Origin of the sequence: Microcoleus sp. N3A4, assembly GCF_036701805.1 — a bacterium.
GTDB lineage: Bacteria > Cyanobacteriota > Cyanobacteriia > Cyanobacteriales > Microcoleaceae > Microcoleus.
This window is the reverse complement of record NZ_JAUBRJ010000011.1, coordinates 119,700-139,619: the sequence shown is the minus strand read 5'-3', so window position 1 is coordinate 139,619 and position 19,920 is coordinate 119,700. Positions and strand designations below refer to the sequence as shown.

The following is a 19,920-nucleotide window of genomic DNA, read 5'->3' as shown; positions in this document are numbered from 1 at the left end:
GCCTTTCTCAAAAAGATGAGGTATGACTGACAGCTTACATAACCAGCCAGACTAAGAGGGCTGAAGCCCAACAACGTCCGCGAATCTTTCTGAGAACCGCTATATATTTTGTATGAGTTGGGATCTGGCATAGAGTTGCATTTTTTCTTTAAGTTCTCTCTGTTGATTTGAAGCCAAGGTTATTTTAGCAAATGATACGAACCATAACTCAAAACTCCCCTGTCCACTCCCAACAATGAAGTTTCCAGCAATCTCCTGCAACCGCAACAGCGGCCACCATATCTGAACTGGGAATTAATTCTATTAAAGACCATCTCGATGCTTCTTCGGGGTTTTCTTCAACATTTAATAGCGCTGCTGGTTCTCCTGGTGCGAGGGTGACATCAAACTGATTCAGGGGAATAGAAAGTCCTTTACCGACTGCTTTGATATAGGCTTCTTTGCGAGTCCAGCAGGTGAAAAAAGCTGTGGGTTGGAGATGCTCTGGGAGCGAACGCAGCACTGAGCTTTCTAAAGGTGAAAAAAACTTTTCAGCAATCTCCAGATAAGGAAAGTTGGGATTTATGCCTTCAATATCGACACCAATCTCTCGATTTTTGGTAATAGCAATTAGAGCCATTTTCCCAGAGTGAGACAAATTGAAACGCAGGGTATTTCCACCTTGGGCGGCGATGAGAAAGGGTTTGCCGTAGGGATTGTAGTCAAAGCGCAAAATGTGAGAACTTATGTTAAGATAGCGACTCAGAATCGCTCTCAGCGCGCCACGACTTACAATAAATTGCGATCGACCTTTGGGAAAGTGAAAACCCTCGGCTTTTGTCCGCTCGTCTGTAGAGAGAGTCTGTTGTAAACTCTCCAAGCAAGATTCTGTTTGAGCTAGAGAGACGCGCCAAACATGAATTTCGCCCAGATCCAATGTCAGGTTTTGCGGTGGAGAATTCCACGAATCAAAAGCAGCAATCATGTATTTATCTTCTCTTGTGACTCACCTCATGCAGCATTCCCAGAAACAGGCAAGATGCTTGTTCTACTTTTAGAAACAGGCAAGATGCTTGTTCTACTTTTAGAAACAGGCAAGATGCCTGTTCTACAACAGATGAATTGCAATGCCAAAGGTTAATTAATCCAGGTTTGTACAACCTTGCCCGCTAATTGCTGCCCCAACCAAGGCGTATTTGCCGATCGCGACTTCAGACTTTGCCCGTCAACAGTCCAACTCATTTCCGGGTCGAACAAAATCAACTCAGCAGAGACACCAGGCGCAACCGTGGCAGGGGTTTGTCCGAGACAAACGGCAGGCCCTGCGCTCAACACTCGCCACAGTTCCAAAGCCGAAAATTCGCCAGTTTCTACCAGTCCGTGCCACAGTAAAGGCAAAGCTAATTCCAAGCCGATCGCCCCGGGCGGACTATCAGCAAAAGCAACGGTTTTCTCCTCATAAGTATGCGGGTTGTGGTCGATCGCGATCGCATCAATTACGCCATCTTTCACAGCTTGAATCAGCGCTAATTGGTCGCTCAGATTGCCTAACGGCGGTTCTAGGCGTAAATTCGGATCGTAAGGAAACAAAGCAGTCAGAGCATTTTTCCCGCCGGAATCTTTAGAGTTTCCTGAAATTGCCCCAACATTCAACAGCAAGTGCATCCAAGTCACACTCGCAGTCACCGGCAAACCCCGCGCCTTCGCATCTCGAATCAATTCCACGCTGCGCGCCGTAGAAACGCGCATAATGTGCACCGGAGTGCCCGCAGATGCCACCAACTCCAGGATTGCCGCCAAAGCCGAAGTTTCCGCACTCGCCGGAATTCCAGGCAAACCCAAGCGCACCGACACCGCACCCTCCCGCGCCACGCCATTTCCTGCCAAAGTTCGATCGCACGGCCACAAAGCCACAGACTTGCCCAAAGGCTTGATATACTCCAGCAAACGCCTCACCAGAGCCGGATTAGACAGCGGCAAACCGTCCGCAAAACCCACCACCGCAGAGGAGGCCAGCTCGCCCAACTCCGCCATCTGCTGCCCTTTAACGCCCGCTGTCAGCGCGCCCCAAAAATACAAGCGGGGCAGACCGGGCGACAAATTGCGGATATGTTGCTGCAACAAAGCTAAACCGGCCAAATTGTCAACAGGCGGCGAGGTATCCGGCAAAATCGCCACTCGCGTAAAACCCCCAGCCGCGGCAGCCTGCATCAAAGATTCCAGCGTTTCCCGTTCTTCAAAACCCGGTTCACCGCTGTGACTGTAGATATCGACCAATCCCGGCCCTAAAATTAGTCCCTGAGAATCTCGTACTTCGGTGTCGATGGGAATCTCGGTAATTTTTTCTTCGATTGTTTCGATCTGATTTTCTTTAATTAGAATATCAGCGATGCGATCGAGCTTTGAAACTGGATCTAACACTCTTACATTTTGTAGCAGTTCGCGACTCATAACTTACAATTCACAATCAAATCAGCTCTTCATCAAAATTATTCATCTCTCTTGTCTCCCTCTGCGTTCTCTGCGTTCTCTGCGGTTAAATCATTCCGATCCAACAGAAAACCATATCAAACATAAAAAGTCAAACATTTCAAAACTCATATCATGTCGCGTAAAATAACGCCGATCGGGTTTGTAGTGAAGACTGAAGTCCTCACTACAAACCTATTACAGTGCTCCGGCTGCTGTTTGGTCAAAAACGCCGCCGCTCAAATGAGTTGTGACATTCATCGCCTGCAATACCGGCAAACCATCCGGGCCGTGGGGATAATCTATGACGCTAACCGCGCCGTTTCCTTGTTTGAATTTCCAGAAATGTTCGGGTTCCAAACCGAATAGATGGCAGAGAATAGCTTTGTTAATGGCATCGTGAGCAACGACAATCCCAGTACCGGAAACTGATTGTACGATTTCTCGCCAAGCTGCGATCGCCCGTGTCCAAACTTGCTGCAAATTTTCTCCTTCGGGCATTTGCACATTTTCAGGAGATGTTTTCCATTCGTCGAGCAAACCCGGATAGGATTGTTCGATTTCTGATTCAAATTTTCCTTCCCAAAGTCCGTGGCTGATTTCTCTCAACTCATCGCGGAGTTCCAGTTGCAAACCGCCGTGATATTGGAGAATAATTTCCGCAGTTTCTTTCGGGCGCAGCATCGAACTGCTGATTGCAAAATCTAATTTTACATCCTTGAGAAATTCTGCCGCCCGCCGGGATTGTTCGCGACCGTTATCGTTGAGAGGTACGTCTATTTGGCCCTGAAATTTACCTGCTTTATTCCAGTCGGTTTCGCCGTGACGCACCAGCAACAAGCGCGGGCCTTGGTGTCCGTCCCTCGGCTTGGGAAAAATTTCCCCGGTATGGGAAGTTAAATTGAGCGATTCTAATTGAACTGCAACTTTCTTTTTTGGTTCTCCGAGTTCGTCGTTGGTAACAGGGGAAGTTCCAAAATTAATGACGCTAATTCCGCAATTTGACTGTTGAATTGATTGATAGTAATCCGGGGTAATTTCCGACGCGGTGGCGATGAGAGCGCGGTTGATTCCGTTGTGACCTACTACTAGAATTGTGCCGTCCCGGTGGCGCGATAAAAGTTCTTGCCAAAAATGACGGGCGTTAGCAAAAATTGCCAATACGGGAAAGTGTTCGATGTCTCCGTCAGCAGATGGCAGTTTCATGGAAAATTTGTCTGGCTGTCTTTGCCACTGCTGATATGCTTCGGGGAATTTGTCGATCGCATCTTGGCGCAGCATTCCTTCCCACAGAGGCAAATCGATTTCCATCAAATTATCAGTTGGCTGGAGTTGTGGCGGATTTGTCAAGCGCGACAGGATGATTTCCGCTGTTTCTTTGGCTCTTTGCAGGGGACTGGTATAGGCGGCATCAAAGGCGATACTGCTGAGTGTGTCGCCTACTTGCAGGGCGGCGCTGCGGCCTGCTTCTGTCAAAATTGATTTATCGAGGCGGCCTTGGATGCGGCGTTCTTGATTGTAGGTGCTTTTGCCGTGACGGACTAAGATAATGCGAGTCATTCGATTTTAGATTTTAGATTTTAGATTTTAGATTTAGCCTGTTACCCCGCTGCGGGTGAGCGGTACGCACCTTACCCATATATGGCGGGTCAAGGATTTGTGGCGTAAGTCTTGTTGAGGCGAGTCAAAAAGATGAGCCAGTGAAATTTTACCAGTTGTCGGGATACTCTCGTCTGCAACGACCTATGATTAAAGACGGAAAAGATTTAGCCACGGATTCGCGCGGGACGGAAAACGAGGAATGACACTGAAGCGGGTGATTTTAGGTATTTTAACGGCGATCGCGATCGCCCTGGTCGGTTTATCTTTACTTGCTAGTTGGAACCAGCCGCAAATTCAAAGCCGGCTGGAACTCTACCAGACAAATTTGCTGCTGCACGCCTCGGAGTGGCAAGGAGAAAATAATCAAAGTGCTAATTTAAGTTCGGCGCGCAACAATATTGTCGGTGCAGATCCTTTAAATACGGCTTTGACGCAGTATCAAGAAGCGCGAGACTCGACTCGCAAAACTCTCGAAACAACTCAATCACAATTTAAAGAAATTCAGTCTGCCATCGCCTCCAAATCTGAAGATTCTACTCTAAAATTGGCTCAACAAAAGGCTTTGTCAGAGTCGAGCGCTCAACAGTCAACTTTGCTAAACGAACTTGACTTGCGCTTTGGAATTTTGCAGGTAAGCAGCGGCAAAACTGAGGTAGCGATCCAAACTTGGAAACCTTTAGTTGAGCGGTATGATACTCAAATTGATGACGATGCTTCGGCGGCAACTGCTAAAGTTTTAACGGGAATTTGGAGCAATCCGGCTCAATTGCTGCCGGATGCCGAGCCGCGCATTCAAAAGTCTTTGGATGGCTGGTTTCGCTATCGCGCTCTCGCTCAACTTTACAAGCTGCAAGAACGTTCTAAAGAGCTGGCGGCGCTGCAAGCAGCAGAGCAAGTAACGGCCCAGCAAGCTGTAGAAAAGCTGGCAATTATAGTTGGCGTTCCGGCGATATCACTTTGTATTGGCACGGTTTTGCTGGTTGGTTTGACTGTGCAGTGGCTGTTGCAGCGGAAGCAGTTACATACAGCAGGTTCCGGGCCGCTGTTGGCGCGAAATGCGAGCTTGACTTGGGATGTGCCTTGGGACGGCGAGATTGTTTGGCAGGTGCTTGTGGTCGGCTTTTTCTTTGTGGGGCAAATCTTGATTCCCTATTTGTTGCTGCCGGTTTCTCTGGCTGTTTTAAAACTCAATCCTGCTACTTTTGACCCGCGCGATAAGGCTTTTTATATCTTTGCTACTTATCTGTTGCTGTCGGCTGGGGGGCTTTCGGTACTGTATTTTTCGGTCAAGTCTTTTTTGCCTTTGCCGGAAGGTTGGTTTCGGATTAATTGGCGGGGAAATTGGTTTTTGTGGGGTTTTGGCGGCTATTTTGTTGCTTTGCCTTTGGTAGTTTTGGTGTCGCTGATCAATCAGCAATTCTGGCAGGGACAAGGTGGCAGCAATCCGATTTTGCCGATCGTCCTCGAAGGTAGGGACAACGTGGCTTTGGCGGTGTTTTTCGGCACTGCTGCGATCGCCGCTCCGGTTTTTGAGGAAATCGTGTTTCGGGGCTTTCTACTGCCTTCTCTGACTCGCTATTTGCCTGTTTGGGGGGCGATCGCTGCTTCTGCTTTCTTGTTTGCGGTGGCTCACTTGAGTGTTTCTGAGATTCTGCCTTTGGCGACTTTGGGTTCGGTTTTGGGGTTTGTGTACACGCGATCGCGCAATCTCCTCGCTCCCATGCTTCTGCACAGTCTTTGGAACAGCGGTACTCTCCTGAGTCTGTTTCTTTTGGGCGGCGGCGCCACTTAATTCGGGCGATTGTTAATAATTGTGAATTAACCTTGCTTTTTTCACGAGTTTGAGCAGTGGCGAGTTCTTACCCGAAATCAGGACACGGCAGTGCCGTTTCCCTACAATAGATCGCGGTAGGGAAACGGCACTGCCGTGTCCTCTATATCATTCCGCCGCACCTGATATGAAATTCACTCGCAAATCTTGAAGTTAAACGGAAAAACTTGTCTTAACATAGAAGTAATATCTTGTCCCGTTTTTGTGGATGGTCGCACTAATGAGCAATTTGAACAGCCGCAAGTTAGAGGCAACGCCGAGTTGGATGCGTTTCGCACCCTACGCAGCCCTAGGCATTTTAATATTTTCTCTCAATTCAGGCAGCGAACTCAATTATTTCTTGAGAGGCTACTTGGTGATTCTAGAGGCTCAAGCCGGTATAGTTCTGCTGTATTTTGCGATGTCTAAGTTTCGCAAAAACCCAAATAAATGAGTAAAAATTAGTAAGATTACTTAGCTCGATCGTTAAAGGTCGATCGTTAAAGGTCGATCGCGGAAGTTCAAATAAAAAAACTGGGGAAAGTAAAAATGGTAAAAGATAAAACCGTAGCAGTTGTGTTAGCTTTCTTTGTAGGAGGTTTCGGAGTTCACAAATTTTATTTGGGCAACAACTTAGCAGGGGTATTATACTTGCTATTTTCTTGGACATTAATTCCGTCACTGATCGCATTTTTCGATTTTCTCGGTCTGCTGCTGATGTCGGAACAAGCTTTTCAGGTACAGTTCAATGGCGGTACGTTGCCGTCGGGGTATGCTCTCAGAGCGGCAAAAGATGTTACTGGGGCGATCGGCGAATTGAAAAAACTTTACGATATGGGCGCAATTACCGCCGAAGAATACGAAGAAAAACGTCAAAAACTGCTGCGAGAATTGTAATTAAGAAGGTAGAAGGTAGAAGGTAGAAGGTAGAAGGTAGAAGGTAGCCCACTCTTAAAAAAGTGGGATTGAAATAAGTGTGAGATCGCAACTATTTAAGGAAAAAATTAAAGTGTCTCAAGATTTATACTGGCTGCGTAAAACTCCAAATTGGGTGTGGTATGCTTTTATTCCCTACTTCGGCGGATTGGCGATCGCCTATGCAGGCCAAAAGTCAAATATTCGCAGTTGGATGGGATGGGGTGTTGGCATTACTTTAGCAGCACTAGCGGTATCTTCTTCAGTTAATTTGGGTACGATCGTTTGGATCGCTCAAATTGTCACTGCTTTTAGTTTGAAAAAGCGCTATCTCATCAAAACCGCACCCAGAGGTTTACTGGTTCCTGCAACTGCGACAAATGCTGAAGAACTAGCAAATGTGCGCGGCAAAATAGATATTAACGAGTGTACCAAAGACGATATGGTCAGAATCTTGGGTTTGCCGATCGTCTACGCCAACGATATTGAATCTTTGCAAAACGAAGGCTACATTTTTACCCACGCCGAAGAATTATCTGAAATAGCCGGAGTTCCCGAAAGTCACGTCAGACGCATCGCCCCGATGATTTGCTTCAGCTACAATTATCAAAAAGAATCGCAGTTTACTTGGAAACGGTTAAATATTCTTTCGCCGGAAGAGTTAATCGCCAGCGGTTTAGATCGGGCTGTTGCGGAAAAAATAGTTAGAGAAAGGCAGAGAAAAGGCGCTTACAAATCAGTTGTCGAAGTCAATCGGCGGACAGGACTGCCTTTTGATTCCTACCGCCATATTTGTTAATTTGCAGTTGTTAGCACGAACAGCTTATGACAACAAAATTAGAAGTTTACAGACAAAAATTGTACGATACAGATTACCTGAGATGGATTGAAACCACCGTTGAAAAGTTGCGGGTTCGCGACAATTCATATTAAATCCGGTAGCATCGGAATTATAAGAGTGCGAGCGTCCTCGCTCGCTATTTACAGCATATTCCATGTATATGTAGTACACACAATCTTGTAGTAAGGTGCGTCGCCACCCGTCTATCTGCAAGTTCCATTTAAAAAGTCGCAGATCCGCACCCAGAGGATTAACATCACACAATATAAACATAGTGGCTACTGTACTTCATCAACCACCGAATATGCTGTAGGTAGCGAGCGAGGACGCTCGCACTCTCGTCGAGAGTGGTAATTCTCCTGCACTTGCTCTCGCGGCAATTTCAACCGGATCGAAGAAGCGGTAGTTGGAAAGCCAGCATTATCGAACATCGCAGACGCATTCGCAAAGCTCTGAAAGATTCCCCCAGTCTAAAACCATATTTTGAAGAGGTATTGGCTGAATGCTATGCGGATGCAGCAGAACAAGCAAGTGCTGAAACTGGATTGCTTGTAGAGACGTTTCCGCAATTATGTATCTACACTGCTGTCGAGGTTCTAGATTCTGAATTTTTGCCAGATTTTCTGCCAGATGAGATGATTCAAGGGTAGCATGGCAAAAAACTCGATCGCCTCCTGGTAATTGACATTCAATGCACCTGCTGGCAAAAATCTCCCCCAGCAGGCAGGGCCAGGGAAATAATTAAAAAAGTATTTATCCTCTTGACATTTACACAATATAATGATATTAATATATGTTTGTTAAACTCGTACTTTTCCCTAGCATCAACTCCAATCGGGGGATAATACCATTTTAAATTTGAGAATTGGGAATTGGGAATGACTCGTGACGATCGGGGTTTGAAGCTTGCCTGCAGTTGCATTATTATTTTGAACTGGTATCCTATCAGAATTATTATTGAAACGCAGAACGACACAATAGTAGCAGTACCGCTAAAATCACACTTATGTCTGACTCTCCTCCATCCCAAATCTCCCCAGAACCCGCACCCTCCAGTGCTGCTACCGACGAAAACCGCACTGCCAAAACTCGGCAAATGTTGGGCATGAAAGGGGCCGCTAGCGGGGAAACATCGATCTGGAAAATTCGCCTGCAACTGATGAAACCGATTACCTGGATTCCCTTAATTTGGGGCGTGGTGTGCGGGGCGGCGTCTTCTGGAAACTATGTTTGGAACCTAGAGAATTTCTCGATCGCAGCAGCTTGTATGTTGATGTCAGGGCCGTTGCTGACCGGGTACACTCAAACTTTGAACGATTTTTACGATCGCGACATCGACGCCATTAACGAGCCCTACCGTCCGATTCCCTCCGGGATTATCTCGATTCCCCAAGTAGTAACGCAAATTTTGGTATTATTAGCCGCAGGCTTTGCGGTGGCTTATGCTCTAGACTTGTGGGCGGGTCATGAATTCCCCACAATGACTGTTTTGACTCTCGTCGGCGCGTTTCTAGCTTACATCTACTCTGCGCCACCGCTGAAACTCAAGCAGAATGGCTGGTTGGGAAATTACGCCCTGGGTGCTAGCTACATTGCCCTGCCTTGGTGGGCCGGTCAAGCTTTGTTTGGTACACTAGATCCGACCATTATGATTTTGACCCTGTTTTACAGTTTGGCAGGGCTGGGGATTGCGATCGTCAATGATTTCAAAAGTGTTGAGGGCGATCGGCAATTAGGGTTAAAATCTTTGCCAGTGATGTTTGGCATCGGCACCGCAGCTTGGATTTGCGTGTTGACGATCGACATATTTCAAGCTGGGATTGCAGGCTACCTGATCAGCATTCACCAAAACCTTTACGCTGTCATTCTGCTGCTGCTGATAATTCCCCAAATCACTTTTCAGGATATGTACTTTTTGCGTAATCCCCTGGAAAATGATGTTAAATATCAGGCAAGTGCTCAGCCTTTCCTGGTTTTGGGTATGCTGGTAGCAGCCTTGGCACTGGGTCGTGCGAGTTAAGCAGAGTTTTGAGGTTTGAGTTTAAAATTTTTTGAATTAAAAAAATATAATTCACTTCTCAAAAAAATACCAAACTCCGCAGCGTTAAGAAAAGTTTTGAATTTTGAGTTGTGAATTAAAGAGTTTTTAATTCAAAAAATCTAATTCAAGGCAGCGTGTTATTCAAGAAAAAATGTCGAATTAAAAATTAAAAATTAAAAAAGCTAGCTTTTTTTAATTTTTAATTTTTAATCGGACTTGATGAGGTTTGAAAATCTGAACGTGGCAGAATTTTTCTCAAATATTAAAGATAAATTGAGCAAAGTCACTAACGCAATAAGCGGTAATTCCGATCGAGAACCGCCGAAGGCTGCAAAGGGCAATAAGCTCAACTCGCCGAAATCGGAGGCGGAATTTTCTACAGGGACAACGGCCCAAGGATCGGAGTATGTGGTAGAAGAAGATCCTGCACCCATAGAAGAGTCGGAATTAAATTGGGAATTAGACCCGGAAATTCAAAGGTATCAAATAGTTAAGCGCGATTGGGAAGGGTTGAAGCGCTTAATCGCTTGGTTGGAAATTGAACCTCAAGTTACCAGCTTGCAAACCAAGGGAAAAGAATTGTTGCGGCCGGGATTAAGTTTGCTGGAAACTAAATTCCCCCAAAAATCGGATAGTAGCGAATTGCCGGAAAATAGCGAATCGCAGACAACCGAAATGCCGGAAAATAACGAACTTTCGGAAAATAGCAAACTTCAGGGAAAGTTAAAAAAAATCCTGTCCCGCCCCCCTAGATTTTGGATAGGAATAGGTGTTGCCAGTCTAGGCGGGGGCGCTTTAATCTACTGTTTGTGGATTTTGCACACCTTAGACAAAGGTTTGCCGGATGTTAACGATTTGTCAGCGTTTAACCGCGACGGAACGCTGACAATTAAGGCGGCAGACAATACGATTTTGTTACAGTCGGGGCCTGCAACTAGAGAGAAACTGAAACTTAAAGAAATTCCCGAACAGTTGGTTAAAGCTTTTATTTCCATCGAAGACCGCCGTTTTTACGAACATCGCGGGGTGGATTATCAAGGTATTGTGCGATCGATTGTTTCTAATCTGGTGGCGAGAGATTTAGTGCAGGGCGGCAGTACAATTACGCAACAATTGGCTCGCGTTGTTTTTCTCAATCAGGAAAGAAGTATTAGGCGGAAGGTTCGGGAAGCTCTTTTAGCTCAGAAGATAGAGCGAGAGTTGAATAAAGATCAAGTTTTAGAAAGATATTTAAATCTGGTTTATTTGGGTTCGGATGCTTACGGGGTGGCAGATGCGGCTTGGGTTTTCTTTAGCAAAACAGTCGATAAATTAACTTTGGCAGAGATGGCAACTTTGGCGGGTTTGCCGCCGGCACCGAGCGAATATTCGCCTTTGGTTAATCCGAATATTGCTAAACAACGCCGCAATATTGTGCTGCAACAAATGCAGGAAGCGAAGGTAATTACAGAGGCTCAGGCGAAGGAGGCTATGGCGGAACCTATGGCGGTTAAACCAAGTCCGCCGAAGCGATTTAAAGTAGTCGCGCCTTATTTTGCTAGTTACATTCGGAAGGAATTGCCGCGCTATGTTTCTAAGGATGCTTTGGAAGCTGGCGGTTTGACTGTCGAAACCACGGTGGATTTGAAGTGGCAGAAAATAGCGGAACAGGTGGTTAAAGATGCGATCGAAGTTGATGGCCGCAGTCAGGGTTTTGAACAGGCGGCTTTAGTTTCTATGGACACTAAAACTGGGGAAGTTAAGGCCCTCGTCGGCGGCGGAAATTTTAAGGAAAGTCAGTTTAATCGCGCTACGCAGGCTTTGCGGCAGCCCGGATCGACGTTTAAGGGGTTGGTTTATGCGGCGGGCATCGGGGCGGGTTTTTCGCCTTACGACAGCTATGAAGATGAGCCAATTATTATCGACGGCTATCAACCCAATAATTACGGGAAAAAGTTTAGCGGTTGGCGATCGATGTCGGACGCTTTGAGGGCTTCGGTGAATGTGGTAGCGGTGAAGGTGTTGATCGATGTCGGGTTTGAACCAGCAATCAAATTAGCCCACGATATGGGAATTAAGTCTAAATTAAGTCCGATTTATTCTTTGGCTTTGGGATCTTCTGAGGTGAATTTGCTGGAGTTAACTAATGCTTACGGTACTTTAGCGTCGCAAGGTAATTTTATTGAAGCCCACGGAATTAAGCGGGTGATTAATCAGCGGGGAGATGTGATTTATCAGGCTAAATTTAAACCGAAGCGGGTTTTGGATAAGGATAGTGCTGCGATTACTACTTGGATGTTAGAGGGTGTGGTGACTGGGGGTACGGGCGGGCCTGCTGCTTTGCCCGATCGCGCTGTTGCCGGCAAAACTGGTACTTCGGAAAACGTGCGGGATTTGTGGTTTATCGGTTATATTCCGCAGGTGGTGACTGGCATTTGGCTGGGGAATGATGACAATTATCCGACTTGGGGAACTAGCGGTACGGCGGCTTACAATTGGCGCGATTTTATGAGTCAAGCTGTCAAAGGAATGCGGGTTGAGGAGTTTCCGAAGTTGCCGGAGTTGGAGGGTCGAAAAGGCAGTATTAAGGCGAAACCGGTGAAGCCGAACGAGATTATTCGGGGGATGATTGTGAATGAGGATGGGGCGATCGTGCCTTACAATCCCAATCCCGAGCCCCGGCATCGCGAATGGCAAGAACCTGCTTATCAAGAACCTGCTTATCAAGAACCTGCTTATCAAGAGCCTGCTTATCAAGAACCGGGATATTAAGCGGGTTTTACCAACAATTGCCAGCCGTAGGGGCGGGTTTCACCAACAATAATCGCCTAAAACCAATAATCTCATAAACCCGCCCCCACGATAGCCGTAAATCACAATCTACAAATCTAATCTTGCTTTAGCCTCACCATAAAAAAGCCGTCCATGTGATGTCTGTGCGGCCAAACTTTCACCCATCCTTCGGGTGATGGCTGTACGGGTAAATCAATTGTTGGCGGTTCTATTTGCCAGTGAGGATTGCTGTCTAAGAACGATCGAATAACTGTTTCATTTTCCAAGGGATGAATTGTGCAAGTTGCATAAACTAATACGCCGCCGGACTTGACAAATGTCGCTGCATTTGCTAATAATTCCGATTGCAATTGGGATTGTGTTTGAATGTTTTCGGGCGTGTGCCGCCAGCGGGCGTCGGCGCGGCGGTGGAGGGTTCCGAGGCCGGAACAAGGTGCGTCTAATAAAACTCTGTCTGCGAGGTTAACAAACTCTGGGAAATGGCGGCTGTCTCCGGTATGAATTTTAATGGATTTCATCTGAAGTCTGTCTGCATTTTCTTTAAGTTTTTTGAGTCTGCTGGCGGTTTTGTCGCAGGCATGAATTGTGCCTGTATCTTGCATTAATTCGGCGCTGTGGGTGGTTTTTCCCCCCGGCGCGGCGCAGGCGTCGATAATGGTTTCCCCTGGCTGGGGCCCTAGTAAATGGGTGACTAATTGAGCGCTGCTGTCTTGGATTGTCCACCAACCTTCGCTGTATCCGGGGAGGTTTTGAATTGCGCCGATGCTGCCATTTAGTCTTAATGCTTGCGGCAAATGTGGGATTCTGCTAGTTGAGATTTTGTGGGTTTTGAAGGCAGCTTCGATTTCGGCGATCGAGCTTTTTAAGGGATTGATTCTCAGGTCAATTGTGGGGGATTGGTTGAACCATTCACAGAGTTGTTCGGTTTCGATTTCGCCTATTTGTTCGATCCACAATTTTACCAGCCAGTCGGGGAAGCTGTGCAGAATTCCTAGGCGTTCGACTAGGTTTTCGGGTAATTGTAGAGAATTAAAACCCCCCCCAGCCCCCCCTTGGTAAGGGGGGGAGTTAGAGGTAGTTTTAGTCTCTGGTTGGTGTTGGGAATTTGCAACACTCTTAGCCCCCCCTTGGTAAGGGGGGGAGTTAGAGGTAGTTTTAGTCTCTGGTTGCTGAGGGGAATTAGGAACACCCTTAGCTTCTGCTTGGTGAGGGAAATTAGGAACACTCTTAGCCCCCCCTTGCCAAGGGGGGGTTGGGGGGGTTAAACGGGTATATTCTCGCAACAAACCGTTGACAAAACTGCTAAGTCCTGAAAATCCGTTTTCTTTTGCTAGTTGAACGGTAGTGTTGACGGCGGCGGAGGGGGGAATGTGGTTGAGATATTGGAGTTGATATAAGCCTAAATGTAGGATGGTGCGGAGTTCGGGCGGTTGTTGGGAGGATTTCTTTGTTGCTAGTTTGTCGATGATAAAGTCGATCGATCGCATTCTCCTGACGCTACCGTAAACTAATTCTGTCACTAAACGCCGATCGAGGTCGTTGAGTTGAGAATTGCTGAAAGCGCGATCGAGTGCGGCATCTGCGAATGCACCTCGGCGGTGGACTTCGCGGAGTGCGAGAAAAGCTATTTGGCGGGGATTTTGCATAATTAAGATATGGAGACTTAGAAACCGGGTTTTTTACGATAAGACGCGTTACAGCCTGCAGATTTGGTGAAAAACCCATTTTCCGATCGCCCGTGATTCGAGGACTATTATAATCTCAAATGTCCTCTGGATTTATGCCTATTTCTCGCAATTTTTCTGATAGGCGATCGGCTTTTTGCTGTACTAACTCTTTCTCCTGTCGTTCTTGTTCCATTTGTCTTGACAACTCGACATAAGACAAAAACTTTAGTCCGTCGGGACGATAAATTTCTAAATCTCCCGATGCAGTTTCAAAACGGATTTCCAAACGCGGACTTACCCAACCCTCCATTGATTCAATATAGTTGAGTTCTCCGTCACTTCGCACCCAACCCATTAACTCATTATCCTGTGGATCGTAGACATAATATTCTTCGACTCCATAATTCTCATAGAACTTAAACAGCTTAAACATTGCTGTCATGCGGTTGCCGGGGGAGATGATTTCAAAGACAACTTGCGGCGCAATATTATCTTCAAGCCATTGTTGGTAGGAACCTCTGTCACCTTTGGGCCTGCCAAAGACTACCATAGTATCAGGTGCTTGGCGAGTTTTGTTATCTCCTTCGACGGGATACCACAGCAAATCACCTGCTACAAATACATTTTCGTTGTCTTTGAATAAGGCATCTATTCCGCCTTGAATTTTTACGATTAATTGGAACTGTTTGGTGTTGTCAGACATGGGTTTTCCGTCGCTGTCTGGGTAGATGATTTCTGGCAAAGTTTGAGTGGAAATTGTTGCTGTCATGGGGATGACTCCATTGCTAGTAGCATCAATTTCTATTTTATACCTATTTCAACAAAACCTGCGTTCGCGCGTTGCAGAAACCCGGCGGTTGAAACCGCGGCTATACAAACAAAACCCGCCTTCGCGGGTTGAATTTCCTTTCTTCAGTCCGCGTAGGCGGACATCGTTTGTGTAGCCGCGATTTCCAATCGCCGGGGCCTCAATTGTGTGTTCATAAACTTATTCTACTTTTGTTGACACCAAGGGTTCTAATAAATTGCGTTCTTCTATGGGAAGTTCTAGCAAAACTCGTCTGTCGCCCTTGGTTTCTTTATAGCGGACAGCCGCATCCAGCAGGCGGATGGGAATTTTGAATTGTGTGTAGTTGCTGGTTAGTTCTTGCCACAATTCTAACCAAGTGCGGGCGGCTTTGTCGCTTACCATTTCTGACATTAGCGCGGGGATGTTTCGCACAATTCCCTGTCCTAAGACTGAGAGATATTCGTGTTTTTCGTAAACTGCAATTAAGCTGGTGATGCGAGTTTGAGATATCGCTAGATCCTGCGTGTTGATGAACAGGTTGCGGATAATTAAATCGGCATCTACTGCATAAGCTTCATCGCCTGGTTCTAGGCGTTGGAATGCGTCGTCTAACTCGGCGATACCTTCATCCCAACGATTCAATCCGAGAAGGGCAATAGCGCGGTTGAAGAAGCCATATGAAGATTGATCACCAAGTTCGATCGCTTTATCGCAAGATATTAAAGCTTCTTCATAGCGGCCGAGATTATCCAGCGTCCAGCCTCGGCTAAACCAAGCCCACTCATAATTGCTGTCAAGTTCGATCGCCCGATCGTAAGATACTAAGGCTTCTTCATAGCGTTTGAGGTCGTCGAGTACATGACCTCGCTGAACCCAATCCCACTTATCATTGGGGTCAAGTTCGATCCTCCGATCGTAAGATACTAAGGCTTCTTCATAGCGTTTGAGGTTGTTGAGTACATAGCTTCGCCACCTCCAAGCAAACTTATTATTGGCATCAAGTTCGATCGCCCGATCGTAAGATACTAAGGCTTCTTCATAGCGTTCGAGGTCGTTGAGTAAAAGACCTCGAAGAAACCAAGCAAACTTATTATTGGCATCAAGTTCGATCGCCCGATCGTAAGATACTAAGGCTTCTTCATAGCGTTCGAGGTTGTTGAGTACATCGCCTCGATTAGTCCAAGCCCACGGATCATTCTCGTCAAGTTCGATCGCCCAATCGTAAGATTCTAAGGCTTCTTCATAGCGTTCGAGGTTGTTGAGTACATCACCTCGCATACGCCAAGCCCACTGATAATTGGCATCTAGTTCGATCGCCCGATCGTAAGATTCTAAAGCTTCTTCATAGCGTTTGAGGTTGTCGAGTACATCGCCTCTGCTAGCCCAATCCCACGGATCATCCTCGTCAAGTTCGATCGCCCGATCAAAGGATTCTAAGGCTTCTTCATAGTGTTTGAGGTTGTTGAGTAGATAACCTCGCTTAGCCCAATGCCACGGATCATCCTCGTCAAGTTCGATCGCCTTATCGTAGGATACTAAGGCTTCATCATAGCGTTTAAGACTTTCGAGTACATCGCCTCGATTCGCCCAAGCCCTCGCATAATTGGAGTCACTTTCAATAGCCTTATCTAAACATTCTAATGCTTCATCGTAGCGTTCCAGGCTATTTAAACAGCGTCCCTTTTCTCCCCAATCCCTTGCCTCGCCGCGACTTGCTACCAATTTTTCCGCATATTCTAAAGCTGAAACATAGTCTTTCTGTTCAATACAATTTTCAATTTCATCAAAATAAGCCTTCAGACGCGGGTCTTCCTCATTTCTCTCAATAGCCTCAAGCGCCCGCGTATAATATTCTCGTTCCATCACAGCATCAGGTGGAATCGGTTTCAAACCTTGCCGATACATAAAATGACTTTCTTTCTCCGCCAAATCAACATCCGCCATCCTCAATCCCAATCGCTGCTGCAATTCTTTCCGCGTATACCAAACCCGAATAAAATCCACAATTAATCGAATCGGTTGATTGCGCTGCTTCTTTACCTCCAGACAAAAACGCATCAATGGTTCCCGCAATTCATACCACGATTCCCGTCCTATCTCCTCAGTTTTTACATAACCCTTATCTCGCAAATCTTTAAGTTGGCTAGATACAGTTCGCTGCTCAATAAAACAGCGTTTAGCAATTTCTTTTACTGGTGCGGCACCACCTCTATCGCACAAAAAGTCAACAATCTTTCGCTGCTGATTTGAAAGATATTTCATCCGATCCTGATAGTATGGCGTGAGGCTATCCAGCATTTCCATGAACGGTTCTACCAATTTATCTAGCGATTCAGGAGTCATCAGAAAAGCCGAAAAAACAATATAGACGCGAGGACTGCCGCCAGAAAGGTAATGCACAACTTTAATGCGATCGCGCCCTGTGGGAGTTTGAATAAAAGATGCTAAATCATTATTTCCTTCTAACTTGGCAATATGATTTAATAAAGCTACAGCCTCATCGAGCTTAAACTCATCTAATTCATGTAAATCAAAAAAATCATAAAAAGGATTATTAGAGAGCTTGACTCCATCAAACAAGCTTTGTGATGTTGCCAAAATTGTCAAAAATGAATAATTTTGAATATACGCCCTCAACTGCTTCTGCCCGAAATCCCCCAAGCCGCTAAACACGTCCTCTAAATTTTCGACAATCAACAATAGCACCCGCTTGCCAACAAAGTCTCTCAGCAATTCTGCGGCCTTAAATTCAGCTTGCTCCGGCGACAAATCATAAAGCTTTTCAACATCATCATGTAACTCAGCTTCATATTCTGCCTTATATTCTTTAGCAATTGCCCGGAATATTCCCCGCAATAAATCCAAAAAAGACGCAACCCCCCATTCTTCTTCCTGCAGCCACGCAATTAGCAATTTATCCCGCAAATCTTCCATCTTAGCAACGCGATGATAAATCAGTGAAACCAAGTGCGTTTTGCCAATGCCGCGCGGCCCAATTAGTAGTTGAAAATGCTTGTTATCTGTTAGCGCGCTCACCCGAATTAGCTCTACTAAATGTTCTGCCAGTGCGTGACGCTGTACTAAGATAGCTTCCAGGGTTTCTGGTGACATCAAGCTCGGAGTAAATCGAGAGATAAATGTATTTTTCATAATATCTATTGGGTTTAACTGGTTCCCCGGCTGTGCCTGGGAACCGATATCTAGAGGCTCTGCCTCGTCGGTTGCGGAGGAAAACAGGAGGCACAGCCTCCGGATCAGCGTCCCCAGGCAGAGCCGGGAAGGAGAAAATGGTTGTTAGACAAGGCTTGTAGAAGTTATACGTCTAATATACCATAGCTTTAAAAAAAATACGTTAAAACTGTTGTATATTTTTTAAAGCAGTGTTAGACTGCCCTTAACAAGCAAACAAGCGCCCCTAGCTTTTACTAGAGACGCTTTCGATCGCTTATCAGTTTTCGGGAGCCACTGGCTGCAACCAGTAGCACTCTCATGTTGTTTATGGTCTATATAGACCGAGGATTTCTCATGACTAATTATAACAGCGAACAGCTCAATCTGTTCACCCAGCCGATCGCAGTTTCGGTGGAAATTGGCTGCACTGTTGAACGTGCCGCCGAATTAGTAAAATGCTCAAAAAGCTCAATCTACGATCGGCTAAGGAAAAATAAACCCTATCTGCGGGAGGCTGCCACAGGTACGTGGCAAGTTTACTCGACAGACAAAAAAGATGGAGCAATTCTTGTGAATGTTGCCTTCGTTTTTTCTCCAAAAGATAAGTATTGGAGACTTGCTTGAACTCAAACCTCAAGGCTGCGTTAGTCCAAAACTTAACCCAGCCTTCTGCCTCGCAAGTCTTAGACTCGCGGAAGGCAGAGCCTCCAAATCTGCGTCCCCAGGCAGAGCCTGGGAACAAGAAAAAATCTGAAAAATATGCTTTAAGACTTGTTACAATACACAAAACTTCATACTTTCCCCAACACTGGATGACCTTTTTCAACGCCTCCGAACCCCTAATCCGCTGCAAACAGGAACATCTCGACGTACAAGACCGCGAAGGCCTGTTGCAACTCCGCTGGCAAATTGGAAATATTACTCTTTTCTCAGGACTTTATACCCGCATCGACCAAACTTTTCTGCTTTGGGGTTTGGTGACAGGGGGGATTTTTTTTACGGCTCAGTTTTTCCCGATCAGTTGGAGTTTTCAGGCGATTCTGTGGTCAACAGTGACTCTAATTGGCACTGCGGTAATGGCTGTTTTGACTTTGTTTTGGGTAAAAGTCGAGCGAGTTAGCTGGATTCTTTACTGTTGGGCGATTTTGATGATTGCTGGTTTGGTGCTGACGGATTGCAGTATTTTTGCCGGTTGGGGAGGTTTGTTGCTGCATCTGTGCGATTTGTGGTTGGGGTTGAGCGCGATCGGCTATTTTTGTACGGGACTGGGTTTGCGATCGCGCACTTTTATCGCGATCGGACTAACTCATTTATTTAGCATACCTCTATTAACATTAGTGGCCCCTTGGCAATATCTAACCACAGGCATAATTATGGCCGGCTGTTTGTTGTTATTGTCAGAATTGCAGTGGGATATGCGATTGCCGATCGACAATACTTTGCTAAACGAAGAACAGAAAAAATTTAACCGAATTCAACAGCAAATGCGGCAAATAACTGCGACAGCACGCAAATAGGTCAAAACTTAAACAAGTGCCTTCCCTTCCCCCCTTAGCAAAAGGCTACCGAGGCAAAAATTGTAAAGAATTCTGTACAATAGCTAACACTTTCCACAAATCGCACACAATAGAAAGATACAGCATAAATAAACAACAAACTTGAACTAGAACAGGTGTTTTGCTGTTTGACCTGTGAATCGCCAACCTCAGGAGAACGGTGTCTGGGAGGCGACTGGCGAACGATGCTGTACTTCTTGCGAAGATAAAAGTTAATTTCGGTTGACAGTAGTTGTTAAAACAAAAAAAGTGGTGCAGGGTTTTTACCGTTTCCCCTGCTTTGCAGTCTCCAAGGAGAGGCGAAACC

15 protein-coding genes are annotated in these 19,920 nt (G+C 46.0%); 9 read left to right on the top strand and 6 right to left on the bottom strand.

Annotated features, from left to right (window positions below):
* Positions 1–208: 208 nt before the first annotated feature.
* The 3 genes from QUA56_RS09320 to QUA56_RS09310 all read right to left on the bottom strand — a co-directional run bounded on the left by QUA56_RS09320 (position 209) and on the right by QUA56_RS09310 (position 4,008).
* Positions 209–964 carry a 4'-phosphopantetheinyl transferase superfamily protein gene (locus tag QUA56_RS09320; protein ID WP_333356198.1) on the bottom strand — a complete coding sequence of 252 codons (756 nt, stop codon included), beginning with the start codon at positions 962–964 and terminating at the stop codon, positions 209–211.
* Positions 965–1,116: 152 nt separating this feature from the next.
* Entirely contained in the window at positions 1,117–2,430 is a 1,314-nt protein-coding gene (locus QUA56_RS09315) for a dihydroorotase (RefSeq protein ID WP_333356195.1), read from the bottom strand.
* Between the two features lie 216 nt (positions 2,431–2,646).
* The gene (locus QUA56_RS09310) at positions 2,647–4,008 is read right to left on the bottom strand and encodes a histidine phosphatase family protein (protein ID WP_333356192.1); all 1,362 of its coding nucleotides are present in this window, start codon (positions 4,006–4,008) and stop codon (positions 2,647–2,649) included.
* A 241-nt stretch (positions 4,009–4,249) separates the two neighbouring features.
* Here QUA56_RS09310 and QUA56_RS09305 point away from each other — a divergent pair, with 241 nt between their 5' ends.
* From QUA56_RS09305 to QUA56_RS09275, 7 genes are all read left to right on the top strand, one after another.
* A complete protein-coding gene (locus QUA56_RS09305) occupies positions 4,250–5,842 on the top strand; it encodes a type II CAAX endopeptidase family protein (protein ID WP_333356189.1) in 1,593 nt (530 codons plus the stop codon).
* Positions 5,843–6,101: 259 nt separating this feature from the next.
* On the top strand, positions 6,102–6,314 hold the full coding sequence (locus QUA56_RS09300; protein ID WP_333356186.1) for a hypothetical protein: 213 nt from the start codon (positions 6,102–6,104) through the stop codon (positions 6,312–6,314).
* Positions 6,315–6,409: 95 nt separating this feature from the next.
* Positions 6,410–6,757 (top strand): NINE protein, encoded by a 348-nt coding sequence (locus tag QUA56_RS09295; RefSeq protein WP_333356183.1) that lies wholly within the window; start codon positions 6,410–6,412, stop codon positions 6,755–6,757.
* Between the two features lie 112 nt (positions 6,758–6,869).
* On the top strand, positions 6,870–7,574 hold the full coding sequence (locus QUA56_RS09290; RefSeq protein ID WP_333356181.1) for a helix-hairpin-helix domain-containing protein: 705 nt from the start codon (positions 6,870–6,872) through the stop codon (positions 7,572–7,574).
* A 389-nt stretch (positions 7,575–7,963) separates the two neighbouring features.
* Entirely contained in the window at positions 7,964–8,266 is a 303-nt protein-coding gene (locus tag QUA56_RS09285; RefSeq protein ID WP_333356177.1) for a DUF29 domain-containing protein, read from the top strand.
* 356 nt (positions 8,267–8,622) lie between these two features.
* Positions 8,623–9,636: a chlorophyll synthase ChlG gene (gene chlG, locus QUA56_RS09280; protein ID WP_333356175.1), complete on the top strand. Its 1,014-nt coding sequence runs from the start codon at positions 8,623–8,625 to the stop codon at positions 9,634–9,636.
* Positions 9,637–9,876: 240 nt separating this feature from the next.
* Positions 9,877–12,408, top strand: a complete 2,532-nt coding sequence (locus QUA56_RS09275; RefSeq protein WP_333356216.1) for a penicillin-binding protein 1A — start codon at positions 9,877–9,879, stop codon at positions 12,406–12,408.
* 116 nt (positions 12,409–12,524) lie between these two features.
* Here QUA56_RS09275 and QUA56_RS09270 read toward each other — a convergent pair whose 3' ends face one another.
* The 3 genes from QUA56_RS09270 to QUA56_RS09260 all read right to left on the bottom strand — a co-directional run bounded on the left by QUA56_RS09270 (position 12,525) and on the right by QUA56_RS09260 (position 18,036).
* On the bottom strand, positions 12,525–14,075 hold the full coding sequence (locus tag QUA56_RS09270; protein WP_333356172.1) for a 16S rRNA (cytosine(967)-C(5))-methyltransferase: 1,551 nt from the start codon (positions 14,073–14,075) through the stop codon (positions 12,525–12,527).
* Positions 14,076–14,190: 115 nt separating this feature from the next.
* Positions 14,191–14,865: a Uma2 family endonuclease gene (locus QUA56_RS09265; protein WP_333356169.1), complete on the bottom strand. Its 675-nt coding sequence runs from the start codon at positions 14,863–14,865 to the stop codon at positions 14,191–14,193.
* A 219-nt stretch (positions 14,866–15,084) separates the two neighbouring features.
* On the bottom strand, positions 15,085–18,036 hold the full coding sequence (locus QUA56_RS09260) for a tetratricopeptide repeat protein (protein WP_333356166.1): 2,952 nt from the start codon (positions 18,034–18,036) through the stop codon (positions 15,085–15,087).
* A gap of 375 nt (positions 18,037–18,411) precedes the next feature.
* Here QUA56_RS09260 and QUA56_RS09255 point away from each other — a divergent pair, with 375 nt between their 5' ends.
* Together QUA56_RS09255 and QUA56_RS09250 are read left to right on the top strand one after the other, a co-directional pair.
* A complete protein-coding gene (locus QUA56_RS09255; RefSeq protein ID WP_333356163.1) occupies positions 18,412–18,681 on the top strand; it encodes a hypothetical protein in 270 nt (89 codons plus the stop codon).
* Complete coding sequence (locus QUA56_RS09250) at positions 18,678–19,574, top strand: hypothetical protein (RefSeq protein ID WP_333356160.1); 897 nt, start codon at positions 18,678–18,680, stop codon at positions 19,572–19,574. The genes QUA56_RS09255 and QUA56_RS09250 overlap by 4 nt, the downstream gene beginning before the upstream one ends.
* Positions 19,575–19,920 lie beyond the last annotated feature (346 nt).